This is a genomic window from Halobacterium sp. KA-4 (assembly GCF_021028995.1).
Taxonomy (GTDB): domain Archaea; phylum Halobacteriota; class Halobacteria; order Halobacteriales; family Halobacteriaceae; genus Halobacterium.
Map to the genome: position 1 here is coordinate 1 of NZ_JAJJZG010000003.1, position 19677 is coordinate 19677.

Annotated in this window: 38 protein-coding genes; 9 read left to right on the top strand and 29 right to left on the bottom strand. The window is 63.5% G+C overall.

Going from position 1 to position 19677, the window contains the following annotated elements; translation table 11 throughout:
* Positions 1-2082: 2082 nt before the first annotated feature.
* From LPA44_RS04035 to LPA44_RS04060, 6 genes are all read right to left on the bottom strand, one after another.
* Positions 2083-2307, bottom strand: a complete 225-nt coding sequence (locus tag LPA44_RS04035; RefSeq protein WP_230888308.1) for a hypothetical protein — start codon at positions 2305-2307, stop codon at positions 2083-2085.
* Positions 2304-2537, bottom strand: a complete 234-nt coding sequence (locus tag LPA44_RS04040) for a hypothetical protein (RefSeq protein WP_230888309.1) — start codon at positions 2535-2537, stop codon at positions 2304-2306. Before LPA44_RS04040 ends, LPA44_RS04035 begins: the two co-directional genes overlap by 4 nt.
* A complete protein-coding gene (locus LPA44_RS04045; RefSeq protein WP_230888310.1) occupies positions 2534-2683 on the bottom strand; it encodes a hypothetical protein in 150 nt (49 codons plus the stop codon). The genes LPA44_RS04040 and LPA44_RS04045 overlap by 4 nt, the downstream gene beginning before the upstream one ends.
* The gene (locus tag LPA44_RS04050; RefSeq protein WP_230888311.1) at positions 2680-2916 is read right to left on the bottom strand and encodes a DUF7389 domain-containing protein; all 237 of its coding nucleotides are present in this window, start codon (positions 2914-2916) and stop codon (positions 2680-2682) included. Before LPA44_RS04050 ends, LPA44_RS04045 begins: the two co-directional genes overlap by 4 nt.
* Positions 2913-3182 (bottom strand): hypothetical protein, encoded by a 270-nt coding sequence (locus LPA44_RS04055; protein WP_230888312.1) that lies wholly within the window; start codon positions 3180-3182, stop codon positions 2913-2915. Before LPA44_RS04055 ends, LPA44_RS04050 begins: the two co-directional genes overlap by 4 nt.
* Before the next feature lie 76 nt (positions 3183-3258).
* Positions 3259-3453, bottom strand: a complete 195-nt coding sequence (locus LPA44_RS04060) for a hypothetical protein (protein WP_230888313.1) — start codon at positions 3451-3453, stop codon at positions 3259-3261.
* A gap of 148 nt (positions 3454-3601) precedes the next feature.
* Here LPA44_RS04060 and LPA44_RS04065 point away from each other — a divergent pair, with 148 nt between their 5' ends.
* Positions 3602-3901, top strand: a complete 300-nt coding sequence (locus LPA44_RS04065; RefSeq protein ID WP_230888314.1) for a hypothetical protein — start codon at positions 3602-3604, stop codon at positions 3899-3901.
* A gap of 3 nt (positions 3902-3904) precedes the next feature.
* Here LPA44_RS04065 and LPA44_RS04070 read toward each other — a convergent pair whose 3' ends face one another.
* From LPA44_RS04070 to LPA44_RS04135, 15 genes are read right to left on the bottom strand one after another with little or no spacing between them, the layout of a single operon-like run.
* Positions 3905-4525 carry a hypothetical protein gene (locus tag LPA44_RS04070; RefSeq protein WP_230888315.1) on the bottom strand — a complete coding sequence of 207 codons (621 nt, stop codon included), beginning with the start codon at positions 4523-4525 and terminating at the stop codon, positions 3905-3907.
* A gap of 60 nt (positions 4526-4585) precedes the next feature.
* Entirely contained in the window at positions 4586-4924 is a 339-nt protein-coding gene (locus LPA44_RS04075) for a hypothetical protein (RefSeq protein ID WP_230888316.1), read from the bottom strand.
* Positions 4924-5109 (bottom strand): hypothetical protein, encoded by a 186-nt coding sequence (locus LPA44_RS04080; protein ID WP_230888317.1) that lies wholly within the window; start codon positions 5107-5109, stop codon positions 4924-4926. The genes LPA44_RS04075 and LPA44_RS04080 overlap by 1 nt, the downstream gene beginning before the upstream one ends.
* A 2-nt stretch (positions 5110-5111) precedes the next feature.
* A complete protein-coding gene (locus tag LPA44_RS04085; RefSeq protein ID WP_230888318.1) occupies positions 5112-5453 on the bottom strand; it encodes a hypothetical protein in 342 nt (113 codons plus the stop codon).
* Positions 5446-5853, bottom strand: a complete 408-nt coding sequence (locus tag LPA44_RS04090) for a hypothetical protein (RefSeq protein WP_230888319.1) — start codon at positions 5851-5853, stop codon at positions 5446-5448. Before LPA44_RS04090 ends, LPA44_RS04085 begins: the two co-directional genes overlap by 8 nt.
* Positions 5853-6569 carry a hypothetical protein gene (locus LPA44_RS04095; protein ID WP_230888320.1) on the bottom strand — a complete coding sequence of 239 codons (717 nt, stop codon included), beginning with the start codon at positions 6567-6569 and terminating at the stop codon, positions 5853-5855. Before LPA44_RS04095 ends, LPA44_RS04090 begins: the two co-directional genes overlap by 1 nt.
* Entirely contained in the window at positions 6566-7051 is a 486-nt protein-coding gene (locus LPA44_RS04100) for a hypothetical protein (protein ID WP_230888321.1), read from the bottom strand. Before LPA44_RS04100 ends, LPA44_RS04095 begins: the two co-directional genes overlap by 4 nt.
* Positions 7048-7227 carry a hypothetical protein gene (locus LPA44_RS04105; protein WP_230888322.1) on the bottom strand — a complete coding sequence of 60 codons (180 nt, stop codon included), beginning with the start codon at positions 7225-7227 and terminating at the stop codon, positions 7048-7050. The genes LPA44_RS04100 and LPA44_RS04105 overlap by 4 nt, the downstream gene beginning before the upstream one ends.
* A gap of 60 nt (positions 7228-7287) precedes the next feature.
* Entirely contained in the window at positions 7288-7416 is a 129-nt protein-coding gene (locus LPA44_RS18040; RefSeq protein WP_269069653.1) for a hypothetical protein, read from the bottom strand.
* The gene (locus LPA44_RS04110) at positions 7413-8381 is read right to left on the bottom strand and encodes a hypothetical protein (protein ID WP_230888323.1); all 969 of its coding nucleotides are present in this window, start codon (positions 8379-8381) and stop codon (positions 7413-7415) included. Before LPA44_RS04110 ends, LPA44_RS18040 begins: the two co-directional genes overlap by 4 nt.
* Positions 8381-8707: a hypothetical protein gene (locus LPA44_RS04115; protein ID WP_230888324.1), complete on the bottom strand. Its 327-nt coding sequence runs from the start codon at positions 8705-8707 to the stop codon at positions 8381-8383. Before LPA44_RS04115 ends, LPA44_RS04110 begins: the two co-directional genes overlap by 1 nt.
* Complete coding sequence (locus LPA44_RS04120) at positions 8700-9041, bottom strand: hypothetical protein (protein WP_230888325.1); 342 nt, start codon at positions 9039-9041, stop codon at positions 8700-8702. Before LPA44_RS04120 ends, LPA44_RS04115 begins: the two co-directional genes overlap by 8 nt.
* Positions 9041-9463 (bottom strand): hypothetical protein, encoded by a 423-nt coding sequence (locus LPA44_RS04125; protein ID WP_230888326.1) that lies wholly within the window; start codon positions 9461-9463, stop codon positions 9041-9043. Before LPA44_RS04125 ends, LPA44_RS04120 begins: the two co-directional genes overlap by 1 nt.
* Before the next feature lie 21 nt (positions 9464-9484).
* Positions 9485-9991 (bottom strand): hypothetical protein, encoded by a 507-nt coding sequence (locus LPA44_RS04130; RefSeq protein WP_230888327.1) that lies wholly within the window; start codon positions 9989-9991, stop codon positions 9485-9487.
* On the bottom strand, positions 9992-10228 hold the full coding sequence (locus LPA44_RS04135) for a hypothetical protein (protein WP_230888328.1): 237 nt from the start codon (positions 10226-10228) through the stop codon (positions 9992-9994). It abuts the gene before it with no gap.
* A 57-nt stretch (positions 10229-10285) separates the two neighbouring features.
* Between LPA44_RS04135 and LPA44_RS04140 the strand changes: the two genes are divergently transcribed.
* Genes LPA44_RS04140 through LPA44_RS04160 form a run of 5 tightly spaced genes read left to right on the top strand, consistent with a single transcriptional unit; the run spans position 10286 to position 12334 of the window.
* Entirely contained in the window at positions 10286-10498 is a 213-nt protein-coding gene (locus tag LPA44_RS04140; protein ID WP_230888329.1) for a hypothetical protein, read from the top strand.
* Positions 10499-10502: 4 nt separating this feature from the next.
* Entirely contained in the window at positions 10503-10910 is a 408-nt protein-coding gene (locus tag LPA44_RS04145; protein ID WP_230888330.1) for a hypothetical protein, read from the top strand.
* Positions 10903-11271 carry a hypothetical protein gene (locus LPA44_RS04150; RefSeq protein ID WP_230888331.1) on the top strand — a complete coding sequence of 123 codons (369 nt, stop codon included), beginning with the start codon at positions 10903-10905 and terminating at the stop codon, positions 11269-11271. Before LPA44_RS04145 ends, LPA44_RS04150 begins: the two co-directional genes overlap by 8 nt.
* A complete protein-coding gene (locus tag LPA44_RS04155; protein ID WP_230888332.1) occupies positions 11268-11942 on the top strand; it encodes a hypothetical protein in 675 nt (224 codons plus the stop codon). Before LPA44_RS04150 ends, LPA44_RS04155 begins: the two co-directional genes overlap by 4 nt.
* Positions 11939-12334, top strand: coding sequence for a hypothetical protein (locus LPA44_RS04160; RefSeq protein ID WP_230888333.1), 396 nt, complete (start codon positions 11939-11941; stop codon positions 12332-12334). The genes LPA44_RS04155 and LPA44_RS04160 overlap by 4 nt, the downstream gene beginning before the upstream one ends.
* A gap of 231 nt (positions 12335-12565) precedes the next feature.
* Here the strand turns inward: LPA44_RS04160 and LPA44_RS04165 are convergent, their stop codons facing one another.
* The 6 genes from LPA44_RS04165 to LPA44_RS04190 all read right to left on the bottom strand — a co-directional run bounded on the left by LPA44_RS04165 (position 12566) and on the right by LPA44_RS04190 (position 15058).
* Positions 12566-12859 carry a DUF7692 domain-containing protein gene (locus LPA44_RS04165; protein WP_230888334.1) on the bottom strand — a complete coding sequence of 98 codons (294 nt, stop codon included), beginning with the start codon at positions 12857-12859 and terminating at the stop codon, positions 12566-12568.
* A complete protein-coding gene (locus LPA44_RS04170) occupies positions 12852-13064 on the bottom strand; it encodes a hypothetical protein (protein ID WP_230888335.1) in 213 nt (70 codons plus the stop codon). The genes LPA44_RS04165 and LPA44_RS04170 overlap by 8 nt, the downstream gene beginning before the upstream one ends.
* Complete coding sequence (locus tag LPA44_RS04175; protein WP_230888336.1) at positions 13054-13869, bottom strand: phosphoadenosine phosphosulfate reductase domain-containing protein; 816 nt, start codon at positions 13867-13869, stop codon at positions 13054-13056. The genes LPA44_RS04170 and LPA44_RS04175 overlap by 11 nt, the downstream gene beginning before the upstream one ends.
* Positions 13859-14278, bottom strand: a complete 420-nt coding sequence (locus tag LPA44_RS04180) for a ribbon-helix-helix domain-containing protein (protein WP_230888337.1) — start codon at positions 14276-14278, stop codon at positions 13859-13861. The genes LPA44_RS04175 and LPA44_RS04180 overlap by 11 nt, the downstream gene beginning before the upstream one ends.
* A 154-nt stretch (positions 14279-14432) precedes the next feature.
* Positions 14433-14849 carry a hypothetical protein gene (locus tag LPA44_RS04185; protein WP_230888338.1) on the bottom strand — a complete coding sequence of 139 codons (417 nt, stop codon included), beginning with the start codon at positions 14847-14849 and terminating at the stop codon, positions 14433-14435.
* Positions 14846-15058: a hypothetical protein gene (locus LPA44_RS04190; protein ID WP_230888339.1), complete on the bottom strand. Its 213-nt coding sequence runs from the start codon at positions 15056-15058 to the stop codon at positions 14846-14848. Before LPA44_RS04190 ends, LPA44_RS04185 begins: the two co-directional genes overlap by 4 nt.
* Before the next feature lie 296 nt (positions 15059-15354).
* Here LPA44_RS04190 and LPA44_RS04195 point away from each other — a divergent pair, with 296 nt between their 5' ends.
* From LPA44_RS04195 to LPA44_RS04205, 3 genes are all read left to right on the top strand, one after another.
* On the top strand, positions 15355-15732 hold the full coding sequence (locus tag LPA44_RS04195) for a DUF5805 domain-containing protein (protein WP_230888340.1): 378 nt from the start codon (positions 15355-15357) through the stop codon (positions 15730-15732).
* A complete protein-coding gene (locus tag LPA44_RS04200) occupies positions 15729-16775 on the top strand; it encodes a tyrosine-type recombinase/integrase (protein ID WP_230888341.1) in 1047 nt (348 codons plus the stop codon). Before LPA44_RS04195 ends, LPA44_RS04200 begins: the two co-directional genes overlap by 4 nt.
* Before the next feature lie 234 nt (positions 16776-17009).
* Positions 17010-18293, top strand: a complete 1284-nt coding sequence (locus LPA44_RS04205; protein WP_230888342.1) for a DUF7405 family protein — start codon at positions 17010-17012, stop codon at positions 18291-18293.
* On the opposite strand, the gene LPA44_RS04210 is transcribed toward LPA44_RS04205, so the two are convergent.
* Positions 18294-18599, bottom strand: coding sequence for a putative quinol monooxygenase (locus LPA44_RS04210; RefSeq protein ID WP_230888343.1), 306 nt, complete (start codon positions 18597-18599; stop codon positions 18294-18296). It abuts the gene before it with no gap.
* A 48-nt stretch (positions 18600-18647) separates the two neighbouring features.
* Positions 18648-19592 carry a DUF7282 domain-containing protein gene (locus LPA44_RS04215; RefSeq protein ID WP_230888344.1) on the bottom strand — a complete coding sequence of 315 codons (945 nt, stop codon included), beginning with the start codon at positions 19590-19592 and terminating at the stop codon, positions 18648-18650.
* Positions 19593-19677 lie beyond the last annotated feature (85 nt).

Below are 19677 nucleotides of genomic sequence, written 5' to 3' on the forward strand. Positions count from 1 at the left end.
TGCTGGCGACGTGGCGCCAGCAGGGACGCAATCCATACGAAGAGCTTCGTCGAGTCGTCAGCAACAATGATATGATCTCACGGGCTCACACTGTGCCGACTGTCGAGACCTCGGGGTAAACACGTACTTTCAGTGTATTCCACCTCCTTCGATTCCCCATTTTCAAGGATATATTCTGCGACCGCATAGTTATCCTTTATAGTAGGGAACCTAGCATCTACAACGTCGTGTTCCCATCCCTTTTGCGAAGTGCTACCAGCCTTAACAAGCCCCAGAGGGCCTGAGGAAAGACCAGCCATTCCAATTCCTGCTAGTACCGCTCTCCTGGAAGTCTGATTATGTTCAGACATAATCCAACTTTGATTAGAAGGGTATTTATAGTATATTTTCCCCTCATTCTCACACTCTGCAATCACTAATTATTTTATAGAATGCTGCTGCTCTGAAAATCCAATAGAGCTACACTAGACCTCGAAGTTGCGTGGTCAGTCCTGCGGGACTAACCACGCGGCGGCGTTCCTGTATTGATTCACCGACGAATATGCTGTTACTGACACAGGTTTCTCGTCGATGCTGCTAGGTATCTAACTGCCTTGCTCGCCACAAGTTGAGCGGTCAGCTTAACTACGCGTTCGAAACCCACCATCAACAATAATTTTAGACTGCACTATGCGAATTGACTACTTCCACTCTTCCTGGCGAGGCACTCAATCCAATGCATGACCCTGATTACGTCGATTTGGCTACCACGACAACACGAACGGCCGAGTTAAGCGCATAACGGAAAGAAACTAGCGGAGGAAGTCCTGACTCGGACCGTGTTGATCATAAGATGTATTGTCCGATTGGTGGTTTGTAGAAATCCAAACGCCGAATCTCTGGTAGCCACCGTAGACGAGATTAATATAGCGAAATAGAATTTATTTATTCGGCTTGTGGGGTGCGAGAAACCGGTGCGTTGACGAACGTACTATTACGGAACGCGAAATCACCCCTGAATAGATGCGAGAGCACGTTCGGTCGTCGAGGACGTCAGTCGTAGCCAGTCATTTCCATATCCTCCGCTAACTCCAGGCTCAGCCGACGAAAGAACGAGTTGCGGGTAGGTGTGTATCCGTGTGAGTCGGCCTGTGTTCGAGCAGTCGAAGCGTAGCACGCGGGGATTCGAGGTCCCGAGACCCCTCCCTGCGTAGCCCCGGTCTGTACGTCCGTTTTCGAGGGGCTCGACGAACCTCAGTAGATTTCCGTCTTCGAGACGGCGTGACAGCGGCTTTTCCATATACGCCAGCGAAATCGTTCCATCTGGCGGTCTCTCTTCTCGTGAATTGGGCGACGGAGAAGCAACGAGGTTAGTGCTTCGCGTGCTGGAGGGACGTTGTCGTCACTCGGTGGAGTGTGCCTCACTCGCCGATTCGGTACCTTAGCGCGTCGAAAGCGAGGTGGCGCGCAGTCATCGCGGGCCATCCATCCAGATAATTCGCTCCTCGAACGAAGTCTTGAACGGCTGCACGAGGTTAGTGTGCTTTTCGGTATAGGGGAGCGGCGCTCGTACAGTCAACTCCAATCGCAGCAACATCATGTCCTCGGAATGGTGTATTCCATCCCGGACTGAGCTAGGGCGGATTCGCGACGGGATTAGTTTGGCGAGTCGCCCAGCCGTTCGAGAACGAGTTCCGACTGATCGCGGACCGAGTGCTTGTGGGCGAGTTCTTCGATCAGCACCGGCTGTATCGAAGCCGTTCGGTTCGACGACACGAGGGAAAACGACGACTGCTGCGAGAGAATCCGACTCGGTCGCTCGCGAGTGGTCGGAATTACGAGACGGCGCTAAATTCTATATCACGGCAGAAGGCACCATCCGTCAAAAGTAAATATCGTTCTAAATGGTTCTTTAGTTCTACTAATCATGCGGGAGGGTACTGTATTTGCCCTTGTTAGGATGCTGGTACAGACGATAAGGTGTCTTATCTGCGAGTGTGGTGCCGGATTCGGGGGGAGATTGCAGTACCGGCTGGCTGGAACAGGGGTTATTCGTACCAGATTCATGGATTAGTTCGCTGGAGGCTGTAGTGCCGTCTGGCGTCATATCTCGCCCTCCAGTGCGAGGATGTACGCGGCGATAAGCGCGAGTTCGTGCGTGTCGAGTCGGTCGCGGTCCGCGGGCTCGACGTGGAAGCCGACGCGCTGGCCGATGCGCTCCATCAGCTGCGGTCGGGTGTCGACGAGCGTGAGCCAGTCGACGACGCTGGCCGGGTCGGTGTCGTCGCGGATGAACGGCGGGAGGTCGGTGGGCTCGGGGCGGGTCACGCATCACTAACCCCCGTGCTCGTAAACTCGTCGTCGCTATACTTTTCGAGGTCGTCGTCGGTCCACTCGGCGAGCTCGTGCTGGCCGTCGGCGAGGTCGGTGTTGCGGATGCACGCGACGTGCGGGCCGTCGTGGCCTTCGGGACGGCTACACAGAAGCCCGTACGGCGGCTTCTCCGCCTGACAGAGCGGCCGCGTCAGGTCGTCGGGACAGTAATCGCAGTCGGTCACTGGTAGTTCCCTCCCTCGGCGGCCGCGTGGTTGTGCCGTCTCGCGGCGACCGCGAGCGACAGCGTCATCACGCCGAGCACGTCCTTTTTCGCCTGGGTGCGTTCGGCTTCGCTCCACTCGTCGCGAGCGTTCGCGCGCCGGCTCATGCTTTCACGCTCCCGAGGTCCTGCTGGTCCTCACTCGTGCGGCGACTCGCCTCCGGCTGGACGTCGCGGAGGTCGTCGGCCCACTCGGCCATGTACGCCTTGACGGCGTCGACGCGGTCGTTCAGCGTCTCCACGTCGGGCGCGCTGACGGTCGTCTTGATGGTGTCGCGGTCGTCGGTCGACGTCCCGCGCGTCAGCTTGACCGTCGTCGAAAACGCGGCTTCGTCGCTCATCGCTGCTCGACCTCCGGGAGCGGCATGAGAACGAGGTGGTCGTTGGGCGTCCGATTCTCGTAGACAGCGACGTACCAGCCGTACTTCTCCACGAGGTCGGTGAACGAGTTCTTGTCTGTGGCTGCCTCGTTCTGGACGACCTGAAGGCCGGGGCCGCAGTTGGCTGTCTCTTTGATGTGGGGTTTACTCTCGACGTGCTCGGCCATCTCCTCGCGGTCGAGCACGTTGCTGGCGCGAGCGAACGCTTCGCGGTCGTCGTCGCTCATGGGCCGGCCTCACTGTCGTCAGAACTATCCTCGTCGCCCTCGTCTCCGGTCGTGGGGGCAGCCGGGCTACCAGGCATCAGGCGGCCCCCTTCTGTGCATCCTCAACGTCGCTGTCGTCGACCACGAGGTCAACGTCCGAATCGGTCGGGTCAAATGGCGAGCTTTGAGCCTCCCGAATCAGCGCGCGTAGGTATTTTGCATTGCTGAGTCCGTACTTCTCGGCTTCGTCTTCAATCGTCTGCGCCATCTCGGGCGAGAGATTGAGGGACATGGTTACCCACATTGCAATCATGAGTTATGAAGTTATGAACTTCAATGTTTCTATGGGGCTGAAGATATGCAGAATTGGCGAAAATGATGCTAAGCGCGCTCCTATCCGGTGCACTTTTTAACTTATGCTGTTCATTAGTTATTGAGACATGGCCCGGCCCTCGTTCAAGCTTGACGACGAGATAGACCGACGCGTAGAGTCGCGTCTATCCTACGGAGATAGCAAGTCGGAGTGGCTTCGGCACGCGGTGAAGCTTCGCCTTCAGGTGGACCCCGTTCTCGACCGCCTCTATGAACCCTCGCAGCATGAAGAGCGCATGGAGTTCGTCGAGCGCGCGGTTATCGATGCGGTCAATCGGGAGCTGGAGCGCGCGCCAAAGAAGGGCCACGAAGAGCGCATGGAGCGGATGCCGTCCGAGGTCCGCGAACCTGAGAACGGCGAAGAGTAGTCGTTATATTCCCCGAACTGTCGCCTTTATCTCCACTTGAGCGGGGTCTTCGTCGAAATTCGACGGCGGCTGCGCTTCTACAAGTTCGGAGTTGTCGATGACCAAGTGATAGCTACCCGGGTCCAGCCGTACCGTATCTGAGCCGCCGGCAGAGTCGAGCGTGTCGCCGAAGTACTTGAAGCGTTCTCCCTCTTCGTAGTGGGTAAACTCGGAATCTGCGGCAATAAAAACGTCTACGGCGGGTCCGTCACGAACGACAAACTCGTATTCGATCTCCCACGACTCTTCCCACTCCCAGGAAAACTGGTAGTATTGGTCTTCAAGGATGTTGGTGTTTTCATCAATCCAGTCCTCCTTAACGCGTTGCGTCGTTTGCTGTTCCGCATCATCAATCTCGTCGTCAAAGACCTGTTCCACCGGGCTTTCTGTCGTCGGCTCTGGGGCCTCAGTCGTCGGTTCTAGGGTCTGCGGTTCTGTCGTCGGTTCTGTCGTTGGTTCTGGGGTTGGGGCCTCGGTCGTTGTCTCACTGCCACCCGTATCATTCGTTGCCGCGTCGGTACAGCCGGCGAGCCCGGCTGTAAGCGCAACTGTCCCCCCGATGAATTTGCGTCGGTTGAGTTCCACGCTCACCAACTAGTCGAAAGCCACCTTAGAACTGTTGGAAAGAGAAAGAGTTAGCGGCGCTCACACGAGGGACGGGACGAGCGCGACGCCGGTCGCGACCGCGCCCGCCGCCCACCCGATGAGCCCGCCGCCGATGCCGTACCAGGGCTCGCGCTTCAGCTCGGAGCGCACGCCGCGGCCCGCAAACCGTTTTCCGAGGTCGACGCCTTTGATGCCGAGCGCGACGACGAACAGCCCTGCGAGAATCATGGGCTGGCCGAGCGCGCTCGAAGCGAACCCGGCGGCGAAGCCGATAAGCAGCGCGTGGAACTCGCCTGCGTAGGAGAGGACGCCGTCGTACTCGTGGGCGTCCTCCGTGCTCGCAGAGCGGCGCTTGAGCCACTGTAGCGGATTCTTCACTATGACCCACCTCGTGCTTTCTCGTGCGCCCGCTTCGCGGCCTCGTGTGCCTCCGCGGCTTTCTCTCGGGCCTTCGGGTCTTTCCCGACACGGCGTGCGTTTTGCACGCTGATGCCGAGGACCGCGAGGTCCAGTGAGACGAGCACGCCGACGCCAGCGACGAAAGTGCCGGTATCAACTGGCATGCTCAGTTCGTCACCCCCGCGCCGATTTCGAGTAGTGGCCGGAGCAACCAGAGCGCCACGCCCACGATGAGCGCGCCGCCGACGAGCCGCCATGGGAGTTCGGGGACGCCAAGCGTCTGGTCGAGGTCGATGCCGCCGCCGTTCTCGTCGAGTTGGATGGGCGTCGCCTCAACGATAGACTGTCCTGTGCCGTCGTTCCCGCCGACGCCCTCAACGGCCTCCCAGAGGTCGGTGTTGCCGTAGCTGGACGGCGGAGTGTCGACGGGTTCGGCGTCCGGGTTCGGGTCGGCGTCGGGCGCGCCCGGCAGGCCGGTGTACTCCCAGCCCGGAATCCAGTTAGCCATCATCAATCACTCCGGCGAGTGCGGCGATGGCGGCGACGACCGCGACGACGACCGCGACGACGGCCATCAGCCGCGACCCCGTTGACGGCAGCACTCCCGAGCCCGACCCGGAGCCCGTCGACGACGGGAGCGAGTCAGGCAAATCAACCTCGTGGCCGGCCGCCGTCTCCTCGGGCTCGCCGTCGCCGTCTGGGTCCGACACCCCGACGAACCACGAGGCAGGGTCGGCGAACCCGCCGTCGCTCCCGTCGCCGTCGGTAGCGTCCGCGAGGTCCTGCACGCCCTGCATCGGGTCCTCAAGATAGCTGTTGCCCGTGCCGATAGTGTGGTCCTCGCCGTATGGACTGTTACCGCCGACCTCCGGCACGACCGCGTCGCCGTCGGCATCCATCCGCGGCATCAGTCACCACCTCCGAGTAGGACCGCGGCGATACTCGCAACAACCAGGGCGACCACCGCGAACGCCCCTGTGCCGAGCCCCGCGAGCGGACCGGAGTACGACCCGCTCTCGGACTCGCCTGGGGTCGGGACCATATCCTCGGTCACGTCACGCCACGAGTCGGCGTCCGTCGGGATGCCGCTGCCCGTCTGGTTGCCCTCGCCTGCGGGATCGGGCTCGAAGGGGTCGACCGAGTCCGCGGGCGTCGTCTGCTCACTCTCCGAGCGCCCGGCGTTGTTGCTGAGCCAGGTCGCGACGGCCTCGGTCGCCGTCAGCGCGTCCTCCGGCAGCGGCTCCCACGACGCCGGCCCCGTTGACCGGAGCGTGCGCGTCGTCGGGATGACCATGGATGCCGCCCGGTTCGCGACGTGCGAGAACGAGTCGCTAAGCCGGATAGCGTCCGTCGAGCGGTCGACCTCGCCAGCGTCCTCGTCGACATTTATCGCATCCAGCAGCGCGTTCGAAGCGTCGAGATGGAACGCCTCGCCAGACTCCCACGCTGGGGTTTCGCCAGCGTCCCAGTCGAGGGGCGCGCCGACGCCGGACCCGACCTCATAATGCACGAGGCCATCGCTGCCGATGCTGGTTTCCGGGCCGCTGTCGGGGCTGTAAATCGCCGTGACAGCCTCCCGAATCTCGGCCTGCGAGTAGTCGGCGAGCGGGTCGCTCGTGCTCACGACGACGCACCTCCGGCGACCACGGCGACTGCGACCGCGACGACCGCGGCGACCGCCGCCAACGTGCGCTTCCCGAGCCCGCCGCTCGCGTCGGCGTCGGTTGTCTGGCCGCCCGTGGACGGGGGCGACGGCGCGGGGTCAGTCGTCGGTGCGTCCGTCGTCTGGCCGTCCGACGGCGTGGGCTCGGGGTCGGGTTCGGGCGTCGACGTGTCCGGCTCGGGGTCGGGTTCGGGCGTCGACGTGTCCGGCTCGGGGTCGGGTTCGGGTTCGGGTTCGGGAGAGGGTTGCGGGGTGGCACTCCCGACCGGACTCGACGCTGTCGCCGCGAACGTCTCATTTGACTGGTAGGCGTCCTTCACACGCTGCATCTCGCGACGAGCGAGATTGCCAGCCCGATACGCATCGGTTGCGTCCATCACCTCGAAGCTCTCGATGCTGCCGGAGTTGTCGGTGTCGAAGCGCCGCAGCAAGCCGAGGCTCACTGCGATCCCCTCGACTGTCCCGGCGGCGTCCCACCATGACCGGGCGGCTCGTTTCCTTCGCGGTGCGCTCGACCAACCGCGCGAGCGTCCTCAACACGGGTCGCGTCCTTGACTGCCTTGACGTGCTCGGGTGGCGGCGCTTCCCCCGGTCCTGTAACGCCGTCGTCTGCGAACATTTCGAGGATCGTTTCGCCCTTCGCCGCTTTCAGGTGCGTATTGTAATTAGGCAATTGTAGTCACCGTAGTTGGACCGTCGGCGACGTGGCGGTCCCGCTGGTTTCTCCGTCTCCGAGTGCGAGGTCGCCGTTCTCGTCAACGACCGTTCCATCGTGGTCGTAGACCGCGAAGTTGCTGAGGGCTCTCATACGAACCAACTCAGGAACGCGGAGTCAAACGTCGGATTATTGCTCGTATCCTGACGCGACAGTTCGACCTCGAAGCGAACCCACGAATCAGCGGAGATGTTCGGGTCGTCCGCCAACGAGTAGTTGCGACTGATGGGGTTGCCGCTGTTCGTGCGCGTCCACGTACTCCCGCCATCCGTCGAGTAGGCCACGAACACGTCCACGGTTTCGCTGTCGAGCGTTCGCGTGAACGTTGCTATGTCCCATTCGTAGAGGTCCGTGGGGTAGGGCCACTCAAGAGTGGCCGACCCTGACGTAGTGGGGGTGATTGAGGATACGTCAGAAATCGCATAGGCAGCGATTGATGTTACACGATCACTCGTGTTGTCATCAGGATGAAGACCGTACGTTCCGTCTGTAATATCAATATCAGAGGACGTATATGGATAATTCGGCGAACCATCCAAACCCACCGTCTGGTCAGCGCCGTCATTATAGACGCCTACGTAGTAATTAGTCCCGCTCTGGAGGTCGGCGTTTAGAGTGACAGTATCGCCCCCAGAATACTCTGCGGTCTTTTCATCCAGTATATTTTCATTCGAGTCCAACAGAAACACGTCTTGGACTGGTCCCGTATTGCTGGAGAGCGTTACTTCAACGCCCACTAACCCGCTGGCATTAGGATTGATTTTAAGGCCTTCCGAGCGCGAAGTGCTATGGGTTGACTCATCAGCCCCTCTTGTTGCGGTTGTTCCAACTGCACCCGAGTCAAATTTGATTGAGCCACCAGATACCACGGTCCCATTATGCGTCACGCTCACACTGCTCTCCGTGAACGTTTGTGCGGCGTCGTAGGGATTCGGCCCCTGCCGCGTCGCCGAAATAATGTTCCCCGCGTCGTCGTATTCGAGGCCGTGTCCGAGCGACTGCCCAATGTCGTCCTGAACGCCCTCAGTCGACTTCCCGGGAGAGTTATAGTCAGCCATCAGGTATCACTCTCGAAGAGGACCGCGACGCCATCGCCCGCGGTCGGCGCGCGAATCGAAATGGCGTCCGTGTTCGTGACGGTGAACGTCAGCGATGCCTCCGGCTTCAACGGCGCCGGCTGCGCGCTGCCATCCCCAACGTAGACGCGACTGCTCGCGTCGTTACTATCCAACGCCATCACCAGCACAGACACGCCCTCAGGCACGTCATGGGACGGGAGCGCCGTCGCCGTGCCGTCGCTCGGCACAACCTCGACGGCAGTGACGCTCTCCCTATTTCCAACTTGCTCACGGATGGCTTCGAGGCTGGGCGAGTAGTCACTCACCGGCCCACACCCCCTTAATCGACGCGCCCGTATTGTCCGCGTCCGCGACCTCAACGGCGTCGATCTCGAGCTTGTCGAGCGTGAGCGTGCCGCCCTCGTGGGGCACGGTAATCGTTGAACCGCCCGTGGTCGATAGCGTCAGCGTCAGCGACGGGTCGCCGACGTGGGTCACGACCAACTCCTGGACGACGGCCGCCGGATTCAGGCTGTCTCCATCGGAGAGGCTGAAGTCGCCGCCGGTCGCGTAGTTGTCTGTTTCGACGGTCCCGGTGGTGTTCGTCGCGAGCGTCCCGCCACTGCCAGCGACGGTGTTGTTAAACTGTTTCTCGCCCATTACGAGAACACCCCCGAGACGAAGGACGCGAGACTGCGGCCCGCGCCGCCCTCGCGGTCAAGGGTCACGTCTACGGCGATGTCATAGCCGTTCTCGTCGTCGACGTTCTTGACCTCGACGCCGACGCGGTCCTCGCGCTCGACGCTCTCAGTCGGGTAGAACGAGTATCGGTCGCCGTCGCCGTCGATGTAGTCCTTCCCGATGAGGTCAACGAGCGGTACGCGGTCGGTGTGGTCGCCGCCGACCTGCGGCTCGACGAACGGCACGACCTGGAGGTCCAGCCGCGGACCTGTGTAAATGCGCACGTCCACGCGGTCGACGGTCGCCGCTTCAGCCACCTTCTTGGTGAGCGTCTTCGACGAGTCGGGACCGACGCGGTCGGCGAACCTGACGGTCTTGCGGTTGCTTGTGTTTGCACTCATAAATAATGGATTTCGGGGGCGTTAGCCCGACTGCGAGTAGTACAGCCGACCTTCGCAGGCCGACGGGTCGATTTCCACGCCGTCACTGGACGGGTCCGCGACGACGCGGAACTCCAGGTGTCGGCCCGGCTTCGCGTAGGGGCCGAGTGCGGCGAGGATGGGGCGCATGGTGCGGTCGCTGGCCTTCGCGTCGGCCAGCTCGCCGAGCGCGTCGATAGTCGTCGACGCGAGCACGCGCCGCTGTTCGGAGTCGGTGATGGCCGCCACAAGTTCGCCTTCGATAGCGTCACCCGCGTCGCCGGAGCCGTTCCCCGACGCCTTCAGCACGGCGTAGATGAACGCTTCAGCGTAGTCGCGGTTTGTGACGCCCGCGCCGAACCAGCCGACCTTGTCCTGCGGAATTTGCTTGCTCCAGACCGTTACCTCGGTCTCCGCGACGAGTGTTCGCGGCTCGAAGTTGCTCGGGAGGACGGGGAACTTCTGGCCGACCTGTGCGAGGTCAGGTGCGTTGGTGAGGTCGCGCGGCATCTAGACACCCCCCGTGCCGCTGTCGCCATCCTGGCCGGTCGCAGGATTATAGCCGGTGAATGCTTGGAACGCCTGTGCAACTCGGTTAGCGAGGGTCTGGCCGACAGCGTCGGCGAAGTTCCACACTGTCGCGCCCAGGATGATGGCGACGACAGCGAGCACCCCGCCCGTCGAGAAGAGGTCGATAGACCCCATCCCGAACGGCAGTTTCGCCTCGGTCGCTTCTTCGATTGCCATTGCATCCTTAGCAACGACCGGGGGAAAGTTAATATCCGAACAGTGAAATTACAGTATATGCCCCTGCTCGGCTTCGGGGCAGTCACCGTCATCATGGTGGCGCTAATCACGAAGGCCTACAAATCGGACTTGGCGGTCGTCATCGCCAAAATTTGGGCGGTATACGCCCTGTACGCGTTCGGCGTGCGTATCCATCACGCCGAGGCCGTGGTTGCGCTCATCAGTGGCTGGCTGGCTGTACTCGCCCGGACAGTAGGCACAGTGCTGTAAACCCATGCCAGAACGCTGCCCACGGTGCGGAAGCACCCACGACAGTCTCGACGGCGTCGCCAATCACGCGTGGAAAACGCAGGACGACGCTCACGACGACGCGACCTCGAAAGACGAGGGAATGCGCATCGCCGTCGAGGAAGAGTACAGTAGCGACGACCAACCGCCCGACGACCCGCCCGCGGACTCGGACAGTGATTCACCCGACGACGACGGGGACGCGCACAGTAACGGCGGCAGTAGCGACCCGACAGTAAGCGACGGCCCACCCGATATTCCCGACGACACAGACGACAGTAGCGACGACCTCGAAGAAGCCCCGTGCGGCTGTACCGTCGACACGGCCGATTTCGAGGATGGCACAGTTCTCCGCTGTACTGAGCACGACAAGAAATTCGTTTACAATGAGTGACCCAAGCAGCTTCAGCGCCGTTGACGAACAGGCCGCCGAAGGACACGCAGCCGCGGAAGGCGTCGAGCCGGTCGACGGCGGTGACGTCGGCAGTGAGCGCACCGTCCGCGAGATGCTTTTGTCGACCGGACGCGGCCGGTCGCTCGACGAGGTCGAAAGCCCGTGGGACCCCGACCGCGGGGGCATGACTCGGATTATGCGCGCCATCCAGAAGGCGACGGACGTGGACGGGCTGCCGGCGATTGCCGACCTCGGGATTGGGCTCGGTGAGTGGTGGGTGAATCTTGACCTCGACGACGGTGAGAGCAATAGCGACGGCGACAGTGGAGAGCCTGGAGAGCCTGGAGGGCCCACGCCATGAATGCGAAACACATCCTCCTTGGCGGGTCGTCTGGCGGCGGGAAAACGACTCGCGCTCGGGAAATGGTTGACAAGCACGACGGCGTCGCGGTGTGGGTGAACCACAACGACGAGGACGCCCCAGGCGATACGGTTCGGTCACTCGCGGAGATGGAGGACGCCGTCCAGTCGTGTTCGTCGCTCGCGGAGGTTCGGAACCTCCGGCTGAACTACGTCTGTCAGGACGCGCAGAGCGGCGCAGAGACGGCGCGGACGTTCGCGCGGAGTGTCGGTCAGCACTTTGACGCGGAGGTCTGTACGCTCGTGCTCGTGGACGAGGCGCATAACGCGCTGCCGGACTCGAAAGCGGAGAGTAGCGTGAAGAACGGGAACCCGGTCGCGAAAATGCTCCACGAGGACCGCGACCTCAACGTGAAATGCGTGCTCGCCACGCAGGACCCTCAAGACCTCTACTATCCACCGACTAAGCAGTGCGTGTTTATCGTCTGGTGTGGGCCCGTTCGCACGTTCCACAAAGGCTTCGTGAACTACTACAACCTCAACGAGATGGAGGCCGCCGACGACGTCGAGGACGCGAGCCTGCCGACCGATAACTATGAGGTCGTCGTTATCGACCCGACGCTCCCGCCGCGCGTCGTGCATCGCACCGAGACGAATCCACAGTACGGATGAACGGGAGCACCGGAGGTCGCGGGTCGACGGCGACGCACGCGGTCGCGGAGCGATACGGTCTAGAGGTCGAAAGCCGGCCGTGGTACGACGCCGTCAGTCCGACCGGCACGAAGTACGAAGTGAAAGCCACGTCGCGGGCGCTCGCCGACGGCAGCACCGGCCGGTTTCGTCTCTGGGAGGAACAGCACCGGAGTCTCACGGCGTCGGACGCGCAGGGGACCTCGTGGTATGCGTTCGTGTTGCTGTCCCAGAGTGGCGACGTACGCCGGATTCAGCGCCGGAAGCCGTCGACGGTGACGCGGCTGGTCAACGAGCGCGGCGGTTGGTACGACGCCGGCCACGAGGGGAAGGACGGGCGGCAGTTCAAGCTCGCGCACGACGCTGTTTTCTGAAGTCGCGCGAACCCCTGCGAACCCGGTTTGCGTCTGAGCACACGGGGTCGCGCGTCGAGAAAATGGCTTCCGCCGATATGAACACGAGCGCGAGAACTCCCGTGTTCATATCGGGAGTGCCGCGGTGGTTCAACGCAGCGTAGTAGTAAGCGAACCGAGAAGAAAACAGGCATTTCACCCCGATTTGGGGGTTTCAGTCACCCACTCAGAGACCCGTTTCCGGGTTCGTGTTCACGACTCTAGGCCGACCTCGACGTCCGGGCCGTCGTAGTCGACCGAGATTTGCCGCGTCGAAATGGTCTCGGCCAGCTCCTCTGCGAGACTCGGCGGCAAGTCGGGATGCTGTAGGGCCTCCTCGACGTTCTCGACGAAGTCGCCAGCGGCGTCACACGCGAACGCCACCGCCTTGGCGTTGGTTTCCACGTCGAAGGTCCGCTTCGCGCTCTGAATGGCGTCGTAGCGGTACGCGAGCCCTTCGTCGGGGTCCGTGCGGATTCGCACCGAGCCCGGGACGTCGTTACTCATCGGTCCACCCCTTCGAGATGCTGTAGTCCTCGTCCTTCCACTCGTGCGTGAACGCGTGGACGCCACAAACCGATTCGGCTATCTCGCGGTTGTTCTCCCGCGGGAGGTTCGAGGCGTCGGCCAGCCGCTCGACGACGACGTCGCCGCACGAGCACGTCGCCCGATAGATGTCGCGGTCGTACTCCGCACGCTCCTCACTCGCCACCGGCCTCACCTCCGTCAGGAACCGCGCACGTCGAGCACAGCGTCATCTGGTCCTCGTCGACGCGAGCGGCACGCTGCTGGTGCTCGGAGAGGGACGCCCACGCCCACAGCGTGGTCTCGTCGTCGGTCTCGGTGTCGAGGTTCCGCAGCCACTCGGCGTGGTCCTCGTAGCCTTCTGCTTCCAGGTCGATCAGCTCCTCGCGGCTGCCGAAGCACCCGCAGAAGCAGTCGCCGGAGCGACCGAGCGTGTCCCAGAGCGGATTCTCGGGAAGGTCGCGCTCGTCGAGGAACTCGCGGCAGTCCTGTTTCGTCCAGTCGTGGATCGGCGCGACCCACGTCCAGCGGTCGGCCTCTTGGACGCCCTCGACGTGCGCCATCCGACGCTCGGACTCGTGACTGCGGACGCCCGTCCAGAGCACGAGGTCGTCGCGGCCCTTCGCCAGCTTCCCCAGTTGGCGCTCCTTGAGGAAGTTGTACATCATCCCGTGCCGGCTGGGGCCGGGATAGCCGTTCTCGCGGACCTTCTCGGCGTAACTCTCGTGCGTTCGAAGCGTCCACAGCTGCGCGCCGAGCGCGTCGGCGAGGTCCTCGATGTACTCGCGGTTCGCGTCGAGGCCGGTGCCGGTGTCGAGGTACGCGAGCACGTCGATGGTTGGCGCGACCTCCTGCGAGACCGCGGCGGCGACCGTCGAGTCCATCCCGCCCGAGACGAGCGCGACGTGGAAGCTACGCCGTCCGGTCGGGACGTCGTCAAGGTCGATGCTCACCGACTGCGGAGTTGCACGGCCGTCTTGCTCAGTCGGCACTGCGATCCCCTCGTTTGACGGCGATATGGGGCTCGTTTATCGGGTCGCCCGTCTGCCGGAGGTAGCCGCGGTTGTCGAGCGGCTTCAGGACGCGCCGAGAGATGCTTTCCTTCGGGACGTTGAGCTTCGAGGACAGCACGCTCCGAGCCTCGTCGAGCGGGATAGTGCTGCCATCTGAAAGCGAGAGAAGCGCGCGGTAGGCATCAGCGAGAGTCTCATCGTCCTGTGGGGGGACAAGACCGCCGTCGGTGGCGGGCTGAGAGACAGTCTCGCGCATATGCTCTCGGATGGCCTGGCTCCGGTTCTTTCCAGCTTCGTCGAGGGCGTCGTCGTACTCTTCGACGAGCTGCTTAGGCACGCGGACAGTGACCCGCTTCGTGTTGGACTCGTCGCTCTCCATGCGAGCCATCGTTAGGCTACCTCCGCATGACGCACGCCGGTCGTGTCATACGCCACAGAATCCCCACACTGCGAGCGGTTTTGGGGACGAAGGGACAGTATGTAGGACGCCCCTCCCCCATCGCCAGCGGGACTCACGCGCGGTCGTGTGTGCGTGCGGGGGCTCACAGCCGACCCTCCGGCCGTCCGAACTGGCGGCCATCGTGTCCGGCGGCGGGCTCGACCGGCTGGCCGCCGTCGGTGACTGGTTCGGGGCTACTCTCGGTGTCGGGGATGCGGATGGGCTGGTCCTCGACGTCGTGGTCGTTGACAAAGTCGGCCTTGCGGAGCGCGCAGAGGTGAGCGCACGGTCCGTCGTGGTAGCGGTAGCCGTCGCAGTCGCACCAACCGACGTAGGCGCCGCGTTCGCGGGCGAGAGCGCACTCGTGGGTGTCGCCGTCGGGAAGGGTGACGACCCAACCGTAGCGGTTCAGGCTCTCTATGAGAGCGTCGTCGGGGTCACCGCGGGTCCAAGAGCCTGTATGGTCGTCGCGTTCGCTGAGGAAGTCGAGGGGTTCGGAGAGTGGTGGGGTGTCCGTCATAGCCGACCCCCGGCGAGTTGGCCGTCACTCGTCACGCAGCCGGACATGCGGTCGGTGCCATCGCCGAACGCGTAGGTGCCGGTTCGTCCGCAGTCCAGGCACTCGTAGCGTTCGGTGGCAGTGCCGGTCGGGTTGCCGTTGGCGTCCTCGGGGTACGTGGCGTCGACGATTTCGATTGCGGGGCTGCCGCACTCGCAGACGAGGGTCACGCGGGGACACCTCCGAAAACAGGGGCCGGGTTAGTTAGCGGGCGGGACGTCGAGGTCGTGGTCGTCGTGGTGGCGGTCGGTCCTTGTGGTGGACGTGGTGGATTCGTGGTCATGGTCCTCTCTGGCTTGTCCGTAGCGGTGTATCTATGCGAGCGGTACGACGAGTCTGAGACGACACGCCAGCGGGCTCTAACGGCCGTGAGACGCGCTAAATTCCACGAATAGCCGGGGGTGCAACACGACACCTTATCTGCTCGTGGAGAACACTGAAGTTACCGGGCGAAAATGCGGGGAGTATGGCTGGTGACGACCACGCGGTCGTAAAGACGTACGTGCCGACCGAGCAGAAATCGGCGTGGAGCGAGCACGCCGACGAGCTCGACATGTCCCAGAGCGAGTACCTGCGGACTATGGTACAAGCCGGGCGAAGAGGGTTTCTGGACGACCACGAGGAAGGTGGTTCTGGGGACGCTACCCCTGGGGGGAGCGGCCTTGAAGACCGGGTCCTCGAATCGGTGTCTGCGGCGGACGTCGTGTCGTGGGACCAACTCGTCTCGGAGCTCTCTGGTGACTTCGAGGACCGCCTCGACGAAGCGGTGCAGTCGCTGGTCGAGCGCGGGGAGATTCGCCACGACCCGCGGCAGGGCGGCTACGTCCGTCAGGAGGACCGATGAGCGAGCGCGCCGTCGACGCCGGGCGCGGCCACGACGCCGAAGACCCGATCGAGTACTTCCTCGAAGACATGGCCTACCACGGAAAATCCGAGCGTACGCGTGAGGCGTACGGGCGCGTCCTCCGGGAGTTCGAGGCGTTCCTCGCGGAGACGGGCACCGAGCCCGCGGAGGCCGACCGCCGGGACTGCCTCGCGTGGGTGCACGAACTCCGCGGCGACCACGCCGACAGCACAGTCGCGACGTACGCCTCGTATCTCAACCGATTCTACGGCTACATGACCCAGGTCGGAGAGTTCGACGGCAACCCGATGACGCTGGTCACTCAGGAAATGGACGAGGCCATCGACACGGACCCGACTCGCCGCGAGGTCTCGGTGCCCCAGATGCGGTCGTTCGTCGACGGAATCACCCACCCGCTGGAGTGGGCAGTCGTCCTCACACTGCTGAAAACCGGGCTGCGCGTCGGCGAACTCTGCAATCTCGATATTCGTGACCTCGCACTGGACGCGCCGGCGGTCGAGTCCTCTTACGACCTCGGAACGCGCGCACAGCTGGACGGGCGGCCAGACACGCTGTTCGTCGACCCGGACGTGAGCCGTGGCGAAATGGCGAACGGCGAGGAACGCACCGCGTCGAACAAGCGCAAGCGCGCAACGCTCGTACCCGTTGATGGGGAGCTGAAGGCCGCATTTGTGCGCTGGCTGGCGATTCGCCCGGACACGCCGTCCTCAGCAGAGCCGCTGTTTGCGAGCACACGAGACGCGTGGGGCGAGCGGCTCACCCCGGAGATGGTGCGGTCGTTCGTCCGCGAACACGCCGAAGAAGCGGGCTGGTACCGTAGTGGCGCCGACGCCGCCGAGAACGTCACGCCCCACTACTTCCGGCACTTCTTCACGACGCACCTCCGGGACCGCACCGGCGACCGCGGCGTCGTGAAGTACCTCCGGGGCGACGTCGCCGACGACATCATCGACACGTACACCCACAACTGGGGGGACAGAGTCCGCGAGGTCTACCTCGCGAACGTGTACTCGCTGACGTGACGTTCGAACGCCAGTACATAAATTGCATGCTGCTATATTGAATTGTGTCTCGCGGCGGTGGTCGTCTTCTCGACGATATTGGGGGCCAGTAGCGCTCTAACGCCTGCTGCTGGAGTTTTCCGCGAACAGTCTACGACCGCCTCAGTTACGCTATCGACTGCCTGAGCCGCGCCTCCAGCTCGAATGCCCAGTAACGACAACACCCAAGCCGCGGCGGACCGAATCCACTGCCGAATGCCGCCCTACGACTGGTCGCGCCGCGACGTGCTGAAGGCCGCCGTCGCCACCGGCACGACAGCTGCTCTCTCTGCGTGTCTTGACCTCGCACCCGACGACAGGCCACCACGCGGCTCTCCCGCCTCGAAGCCGGCTCGTCAACACGCGTGGAACGACCACGTGCGCACCGACGAGTACGGGAACATCGAACTGCCGCGCCACCAAACCTTGCTGTACCTCTCGCTGGACCGCGACGGCCAGCCCACGGAATCCGACCGCGAGACCGTCGAACGTGCGCTCGCCGTTCTTGACGAGGCATACGAGTGGTCGAACGACGGCCTGCTGTTCTCCGTGGCGTACTCGCCGGCGTATTTCGAGCGCTTCGACGCCGCACCCACGGGCGTCGACCTTCCGCAACCGGAGCCGCTGTCGCCGTTCGAAGACCCGGTCTTCGACACGCAGGACGTGCTCGTCCACCTCGCCAGCGACCGCGCAGACGTGGTACTCGAAACCGAACACGCGCTCACCGGGAGAAGCGACGAAATGAACGGTATCAGTGTCGACGCGGCGCTAACCGACGTGCTGACGGTCGAATCGCGGCGGACGGGCTTCGTCGGCGCGGGGATGCCCGCCGAACGTCAGGACGCCGCCGGCATCCCCGACTCGAAGCCAGTCCCCGAGGAGTCACCGCTGTTCATGGGATTCACCGCCGGCTTCCGCGAGAATCAGGCGACGGAAGACGACGTCACCATCCAGTCGGGGCCGTTCGCGGGCGGCACCACGAAGGTCGTCTCGAACCTCCGCCAGCGCCTCGACGACTGGTACGGCGAACAGAACTACGACGAGCGCGTGATGGAGTTGTTCAGTCCTGGCCACGCTGCCGACGACCTCGTAGAAGGCGTCGGGAATAACCTCGGCTCGAACAGCCGCGTGGACGACTACGTCGACGACATTGAGGAGCACGTCCGCGAGTACGGCCGCGTGGGCCACGCGCAGAAAGCCGCTCGTGCTAATCGGGACAGCGATGGGAACGTACGCGTGCTCCGGCGACACTTCGAGTCCACGGACGACATCGGCTCCAACCGCGCCGTCGCCAGCCTCCACTTCCCGTCGCTGCAGCGCGAGATTTCGACGTTCAAGGACGTGCGTCGCGCGATGAACGGCACAGACGTGACCGAGGTGACGCCGGCGGTTCGCCAGCGCGTCAACAACGGGATTCTGGAGTACATCTTCGTGCGCCGGCGCGGCTACTTCCTCGTGCCGCCACGGGGGTTGCGCGCGCTGCCCGAACCCGACCCGTGACTACAGTTCGAGTTCAGTAGCGTCGCTGACGTCGAACTTCAGGACTTCGGGTTCGCCAGCGAGCAGGTCCGGGAGTTCTGCTTCGAGTCGCTGGAAGTGGTCGCTGTTCTCGTGGGCTTCCAGTGCGGCTTCGTCCTCGTACTGCTCGAAGAATCGAATCCGGTTCTCGTCCTGGACGTCGACAGCCGCGCGGTAGTCGATGACGCCGTCTTCGCGGTTCGACTCCTCGACGAGGTGGTCGGCGAGGTCGAGGGCGTCCTCGCGGCGCGCCGGGTCGATTGGGAAGGTCGCGTGGAGTACAATCATGCGTGCCCGGATAGCGGCCACCAGCCGAAGTAAGTCCGGGTAGCGACACTACCGACGGACGAGAACGATGGCGGCGAGCGCGAGCGCTGTGAGGGCGTGGACGACGCCGTATCCGGAGACCGACGTGCCGGATTCGCTGGTGGCCGCGTCGGCGGTTTCCGTGGGCGTGACGACGCTGTCGTCGTTCGACGGCGTCTGTACGACGGGTTCGCTGGTCGTCGCAGCAACCTCGTCGACCTGCCAGACGAGGAAGTACGTGCTCACGGGGCTGTCGCCGGCGCGCACGAGGCGGTCGCCCTCGGAGAACTCGCCATCCCCGCCGTCGGTGTACAACTGTGCGTACAGCCCGACAGTCGAGCGATTCTCGGAGAACACGGACGAGTCGAAGTCGACGCCGACGTCCGCGTGAGCGCCGGCATCGAGTGCTTTCGTGCCGACAATGTGGCCTTCCGTGCCTGACTCCGTGCGGAGCACGAGAAAGACGTCGTCGGGGAGCACAGCGCTGTCGACGATCGCGGTCGCGGACGCCGTCTGCTGGGCCTGCGCGCGCTCGGCGACGACGCTGGCTGGCTGGTCACGTTTGGCGAGCGTCACCGACTGGCTGGTCGTCGCGCCGAACGCCGACGCGCGCTCGTCGACGCCGGGGTCGAACTCGCCGTCATCATGGCGGTCAGCGTGGAACACCACCCACAGCGGCCCGTTGTCGGGCCAGTCAGCCCAAGCGTCGGCGTCCATCTCGACGGGGAGGTTCTGCTGGAAGCCGTCGTCGAAGTCGACGCTTCTGTGGCCGACGGGGTCGCCGATTTCGCCGTCGTCGGTTGCGCGGTGGAGGACGACGAAGCCGTCCGTGAGTGGCCGAACGGCCTCTACGACGACCGTGCCGTCAGCGGAGTGCTGGCTGTCGACCTCGACGTGGTTGCCGTGGGCGGCGACGGGGCTGGCGGACGCCACGAGCGCGAGCGCGAGGAGGGCGGCGAGGACGGCACGTCGCATGCCGGCGTCTACCCGGGACGCGAGGTTAATGCTTCTGGAGCGGGAGACCACAGCGGCTATGGGTTCGCCGACCCCTGTTCGCGGT

Excerpts from the sequence above, each read along its gene's own strand:
- LPA44_RS04045 (WP_230888310.1), bottom strand. The coding sequence starts at position 2,683 with ATGAGCCGGCGCGCGAACGCTCGCGACGAGTGGAGCGAAGCCGAACGC.
- LPA44_RS04050 (WP_230888311.1), bottom strand. The coding sequence starts at position 2,916 with ATGAGCGACGAAGCCGCGTTTTCGACGACGGTCAAGCTGACGCGCGGG.
- LPA44_RS04055 (WP_230888312.1), bottom strand. The coding sequence starts at position 3,182 with ATGAGCGACGACGACCGCGAAGCGTTCGCTCGCGCCAGCAACGTGCTC.
- LPA44_RS04060 (WP_230888313.1), bottom strand. The coding sequence starts at position 3,453 with ATGTCCCTCAATCTCTCGCCCGAGATGGCGCAGACGATTGAAGACGAA.
- LPA44_RS04065 (WP_230888314.1), top strand. The coding sequence starts at position 3,602 with ATGGCCCGGCCCTCGTTCAAGCTTGACGACGAGATAGACCGACGCGTA.
- LPA44_RS04080 (WP_230888317.1), bottom strand. The coding sequence starts at position 5,109 with ATGCCAGTTGATACCGGCACTTTCGTCGCTGGCGTCGGCGTGCTCGTC.
- LPA44_RS04085 (WP_230888318.1), bottom strand. The coding sequence starts at position 5,453 with ATGGCTAACTGGATTCCGGGCTGGGAGTACACCGGCCTGCCGGGCGCG.
- LPA44_RS04090 (WP_230888319.1), bottom strand. The coding sequence starts at position 5,853 with ATGCCGCGGATGGATGCCGACGGCGACGCGGTCGTGCCGGAGGTCGGC.
- LPA44_RS04105 (WP_230888322.1), bottom strand. The coding sequence starts at position 7,227 with ATGTTCGCAGACGACGGCGTTACAGGACCGGGGGAAGCGCCGCCACCC.
- LPA44_RS18040 (WP_269069653.1), bottom strand. The coding sequence starts at position 7,416 with ATGAGAGCCCTCAGCAACTTCGCGGTCTACGACCACGATGGAACGGTC.
- LPA44_RS04110 (WP_230888323.1), bottom strand. The coding sequence starts at position 8,381 with ATGGCTGACTATAACTCTCCCGGGAAGTCGACTGAGGGCGTTCAGGAC.
- LPA44_RS04120 (WP_230888325.1), bottom strand. The coding sequence starts at position 9,041 with ATGGGCGAGAAACAGTTTAACAACACCGTCGCTGGCAGTGGCGGGACG.
- LPA44_RS04125 (WP_230888326.1), bottom strand. The coding sequence starts at position 9,463 with ATGAGTGCAAACACAAGCAACCGCAAGACCGTCAGGTTCGCCGACCGC.
- LPA44_RS04130 (WP_230888327.1), bottom strand. The coding sequence starts at position 9,991 with ATGCCGCGCGACCTCACCAACGCACCTGACCTCGCACAGGTCGGCCAG.
- LPA44_RS04135 (WP_230888328.1), bottom strand. The coding sequence starts at position 10,228 with ATGGCAATCGAAGAAGCGACCGAGGCGAAACTGCCGTTCGGGATGGGG.
- LPA44_RS04140 (WP_230888329.1), top strand. The coding sequence starts at position 10,286 with ATGCCCCTGCTCGGCTTCGGGGCAGTCACCGTCATCATGGTGGCGCTA.
- LPA44_RS04145 (WP_230888330.1), top strand. The coding sequence starts at position 10,503 with ATGCCAGAACGCTGCCCACGGTGCGGAAGCACCCACGACAGTCTCGAC.
- LPA44_RS04150 (WP_230888331.1), top strand. The coding sequence starts at position 10,903 with ATGAGTGACCCAAGCAGCTTCAGCGCCGTTGACGAACAGGCCGCCGAA.
- LPA44_RS04155 (WP_230888332.1), top strand. The coding sequence starts at position 11,268 with ATGAATGCGAAACACATCCTCCTTGGCGGGTCGTCTGGCGGCGGGAAA.
- LPA44_RS04160 (WP_230888333.1), top strand. The coding sequence starts at position 11,939 with ATGAACGGGAGCACCGGAGGTCGCGGGTCGACGGCGACGCACGCGGTC.
- LPA44_RS04165 (WP_230888334.1), bottom strand. The coding sequence starts at position 12,859 with ATGAGTAACGACGTCCCGGGCTCGGTGCGAATCCGCACGGACCCCGAC.
- LPA44_RS04180 (WP_230888337.1), bottom strand. The coding sequence starts at position 14,278 with ATGGCTCGCATGGAGAGCGACGAGTCCAACACGAAGCGGGTCACTGTC.
- LPA44_RS04185 (WP_230888338.1), bottom strand. The coding sequence starts at position 14,849 with ATGACGGACACCCCACCACTCTCCGAACCCCTCGACTTCCTCAGCGAA.
- LPA44_RS04195 (WP_230888340.1), top strand. The coding sequence starts at position 15,355 with ATGGCTGGTGACGACCACGCGGTCGTAAAGACGTACGTGCCGACCGAG.
- LPA44_RS04200 (WP_230888341.1), top strand. The coding sequence starts at position 15,729 with ATGAGCGAGCGCGCCGTCGACGCCGGGCGCGGCCACGACGCCGAAGAC.
- LPA44_RS04205 (WP_230888342.1), top strand. The coding sequence starts at position 17,010 with ATGCCGCCCTACGACTGGTCGCGCCGCGACGTGCTGAAGGCCGCCGTC.
- LPA44_RS04210 (WP_230888343.1), bottom strand. The coding sequence starts at position 18,599 with ATGATTGTACTCCACGCGACCTTCCCAATCGACCCGGCGCGCCGCGAG.
- LPA44_RS04215 (WP_230888344.1), bottom strand. The coding sequence starts at position 19,592 with ATGCGACGTGCCGTCCTCGCCGCCCTCCTCGCGCTCGCGCTCGTGGCG.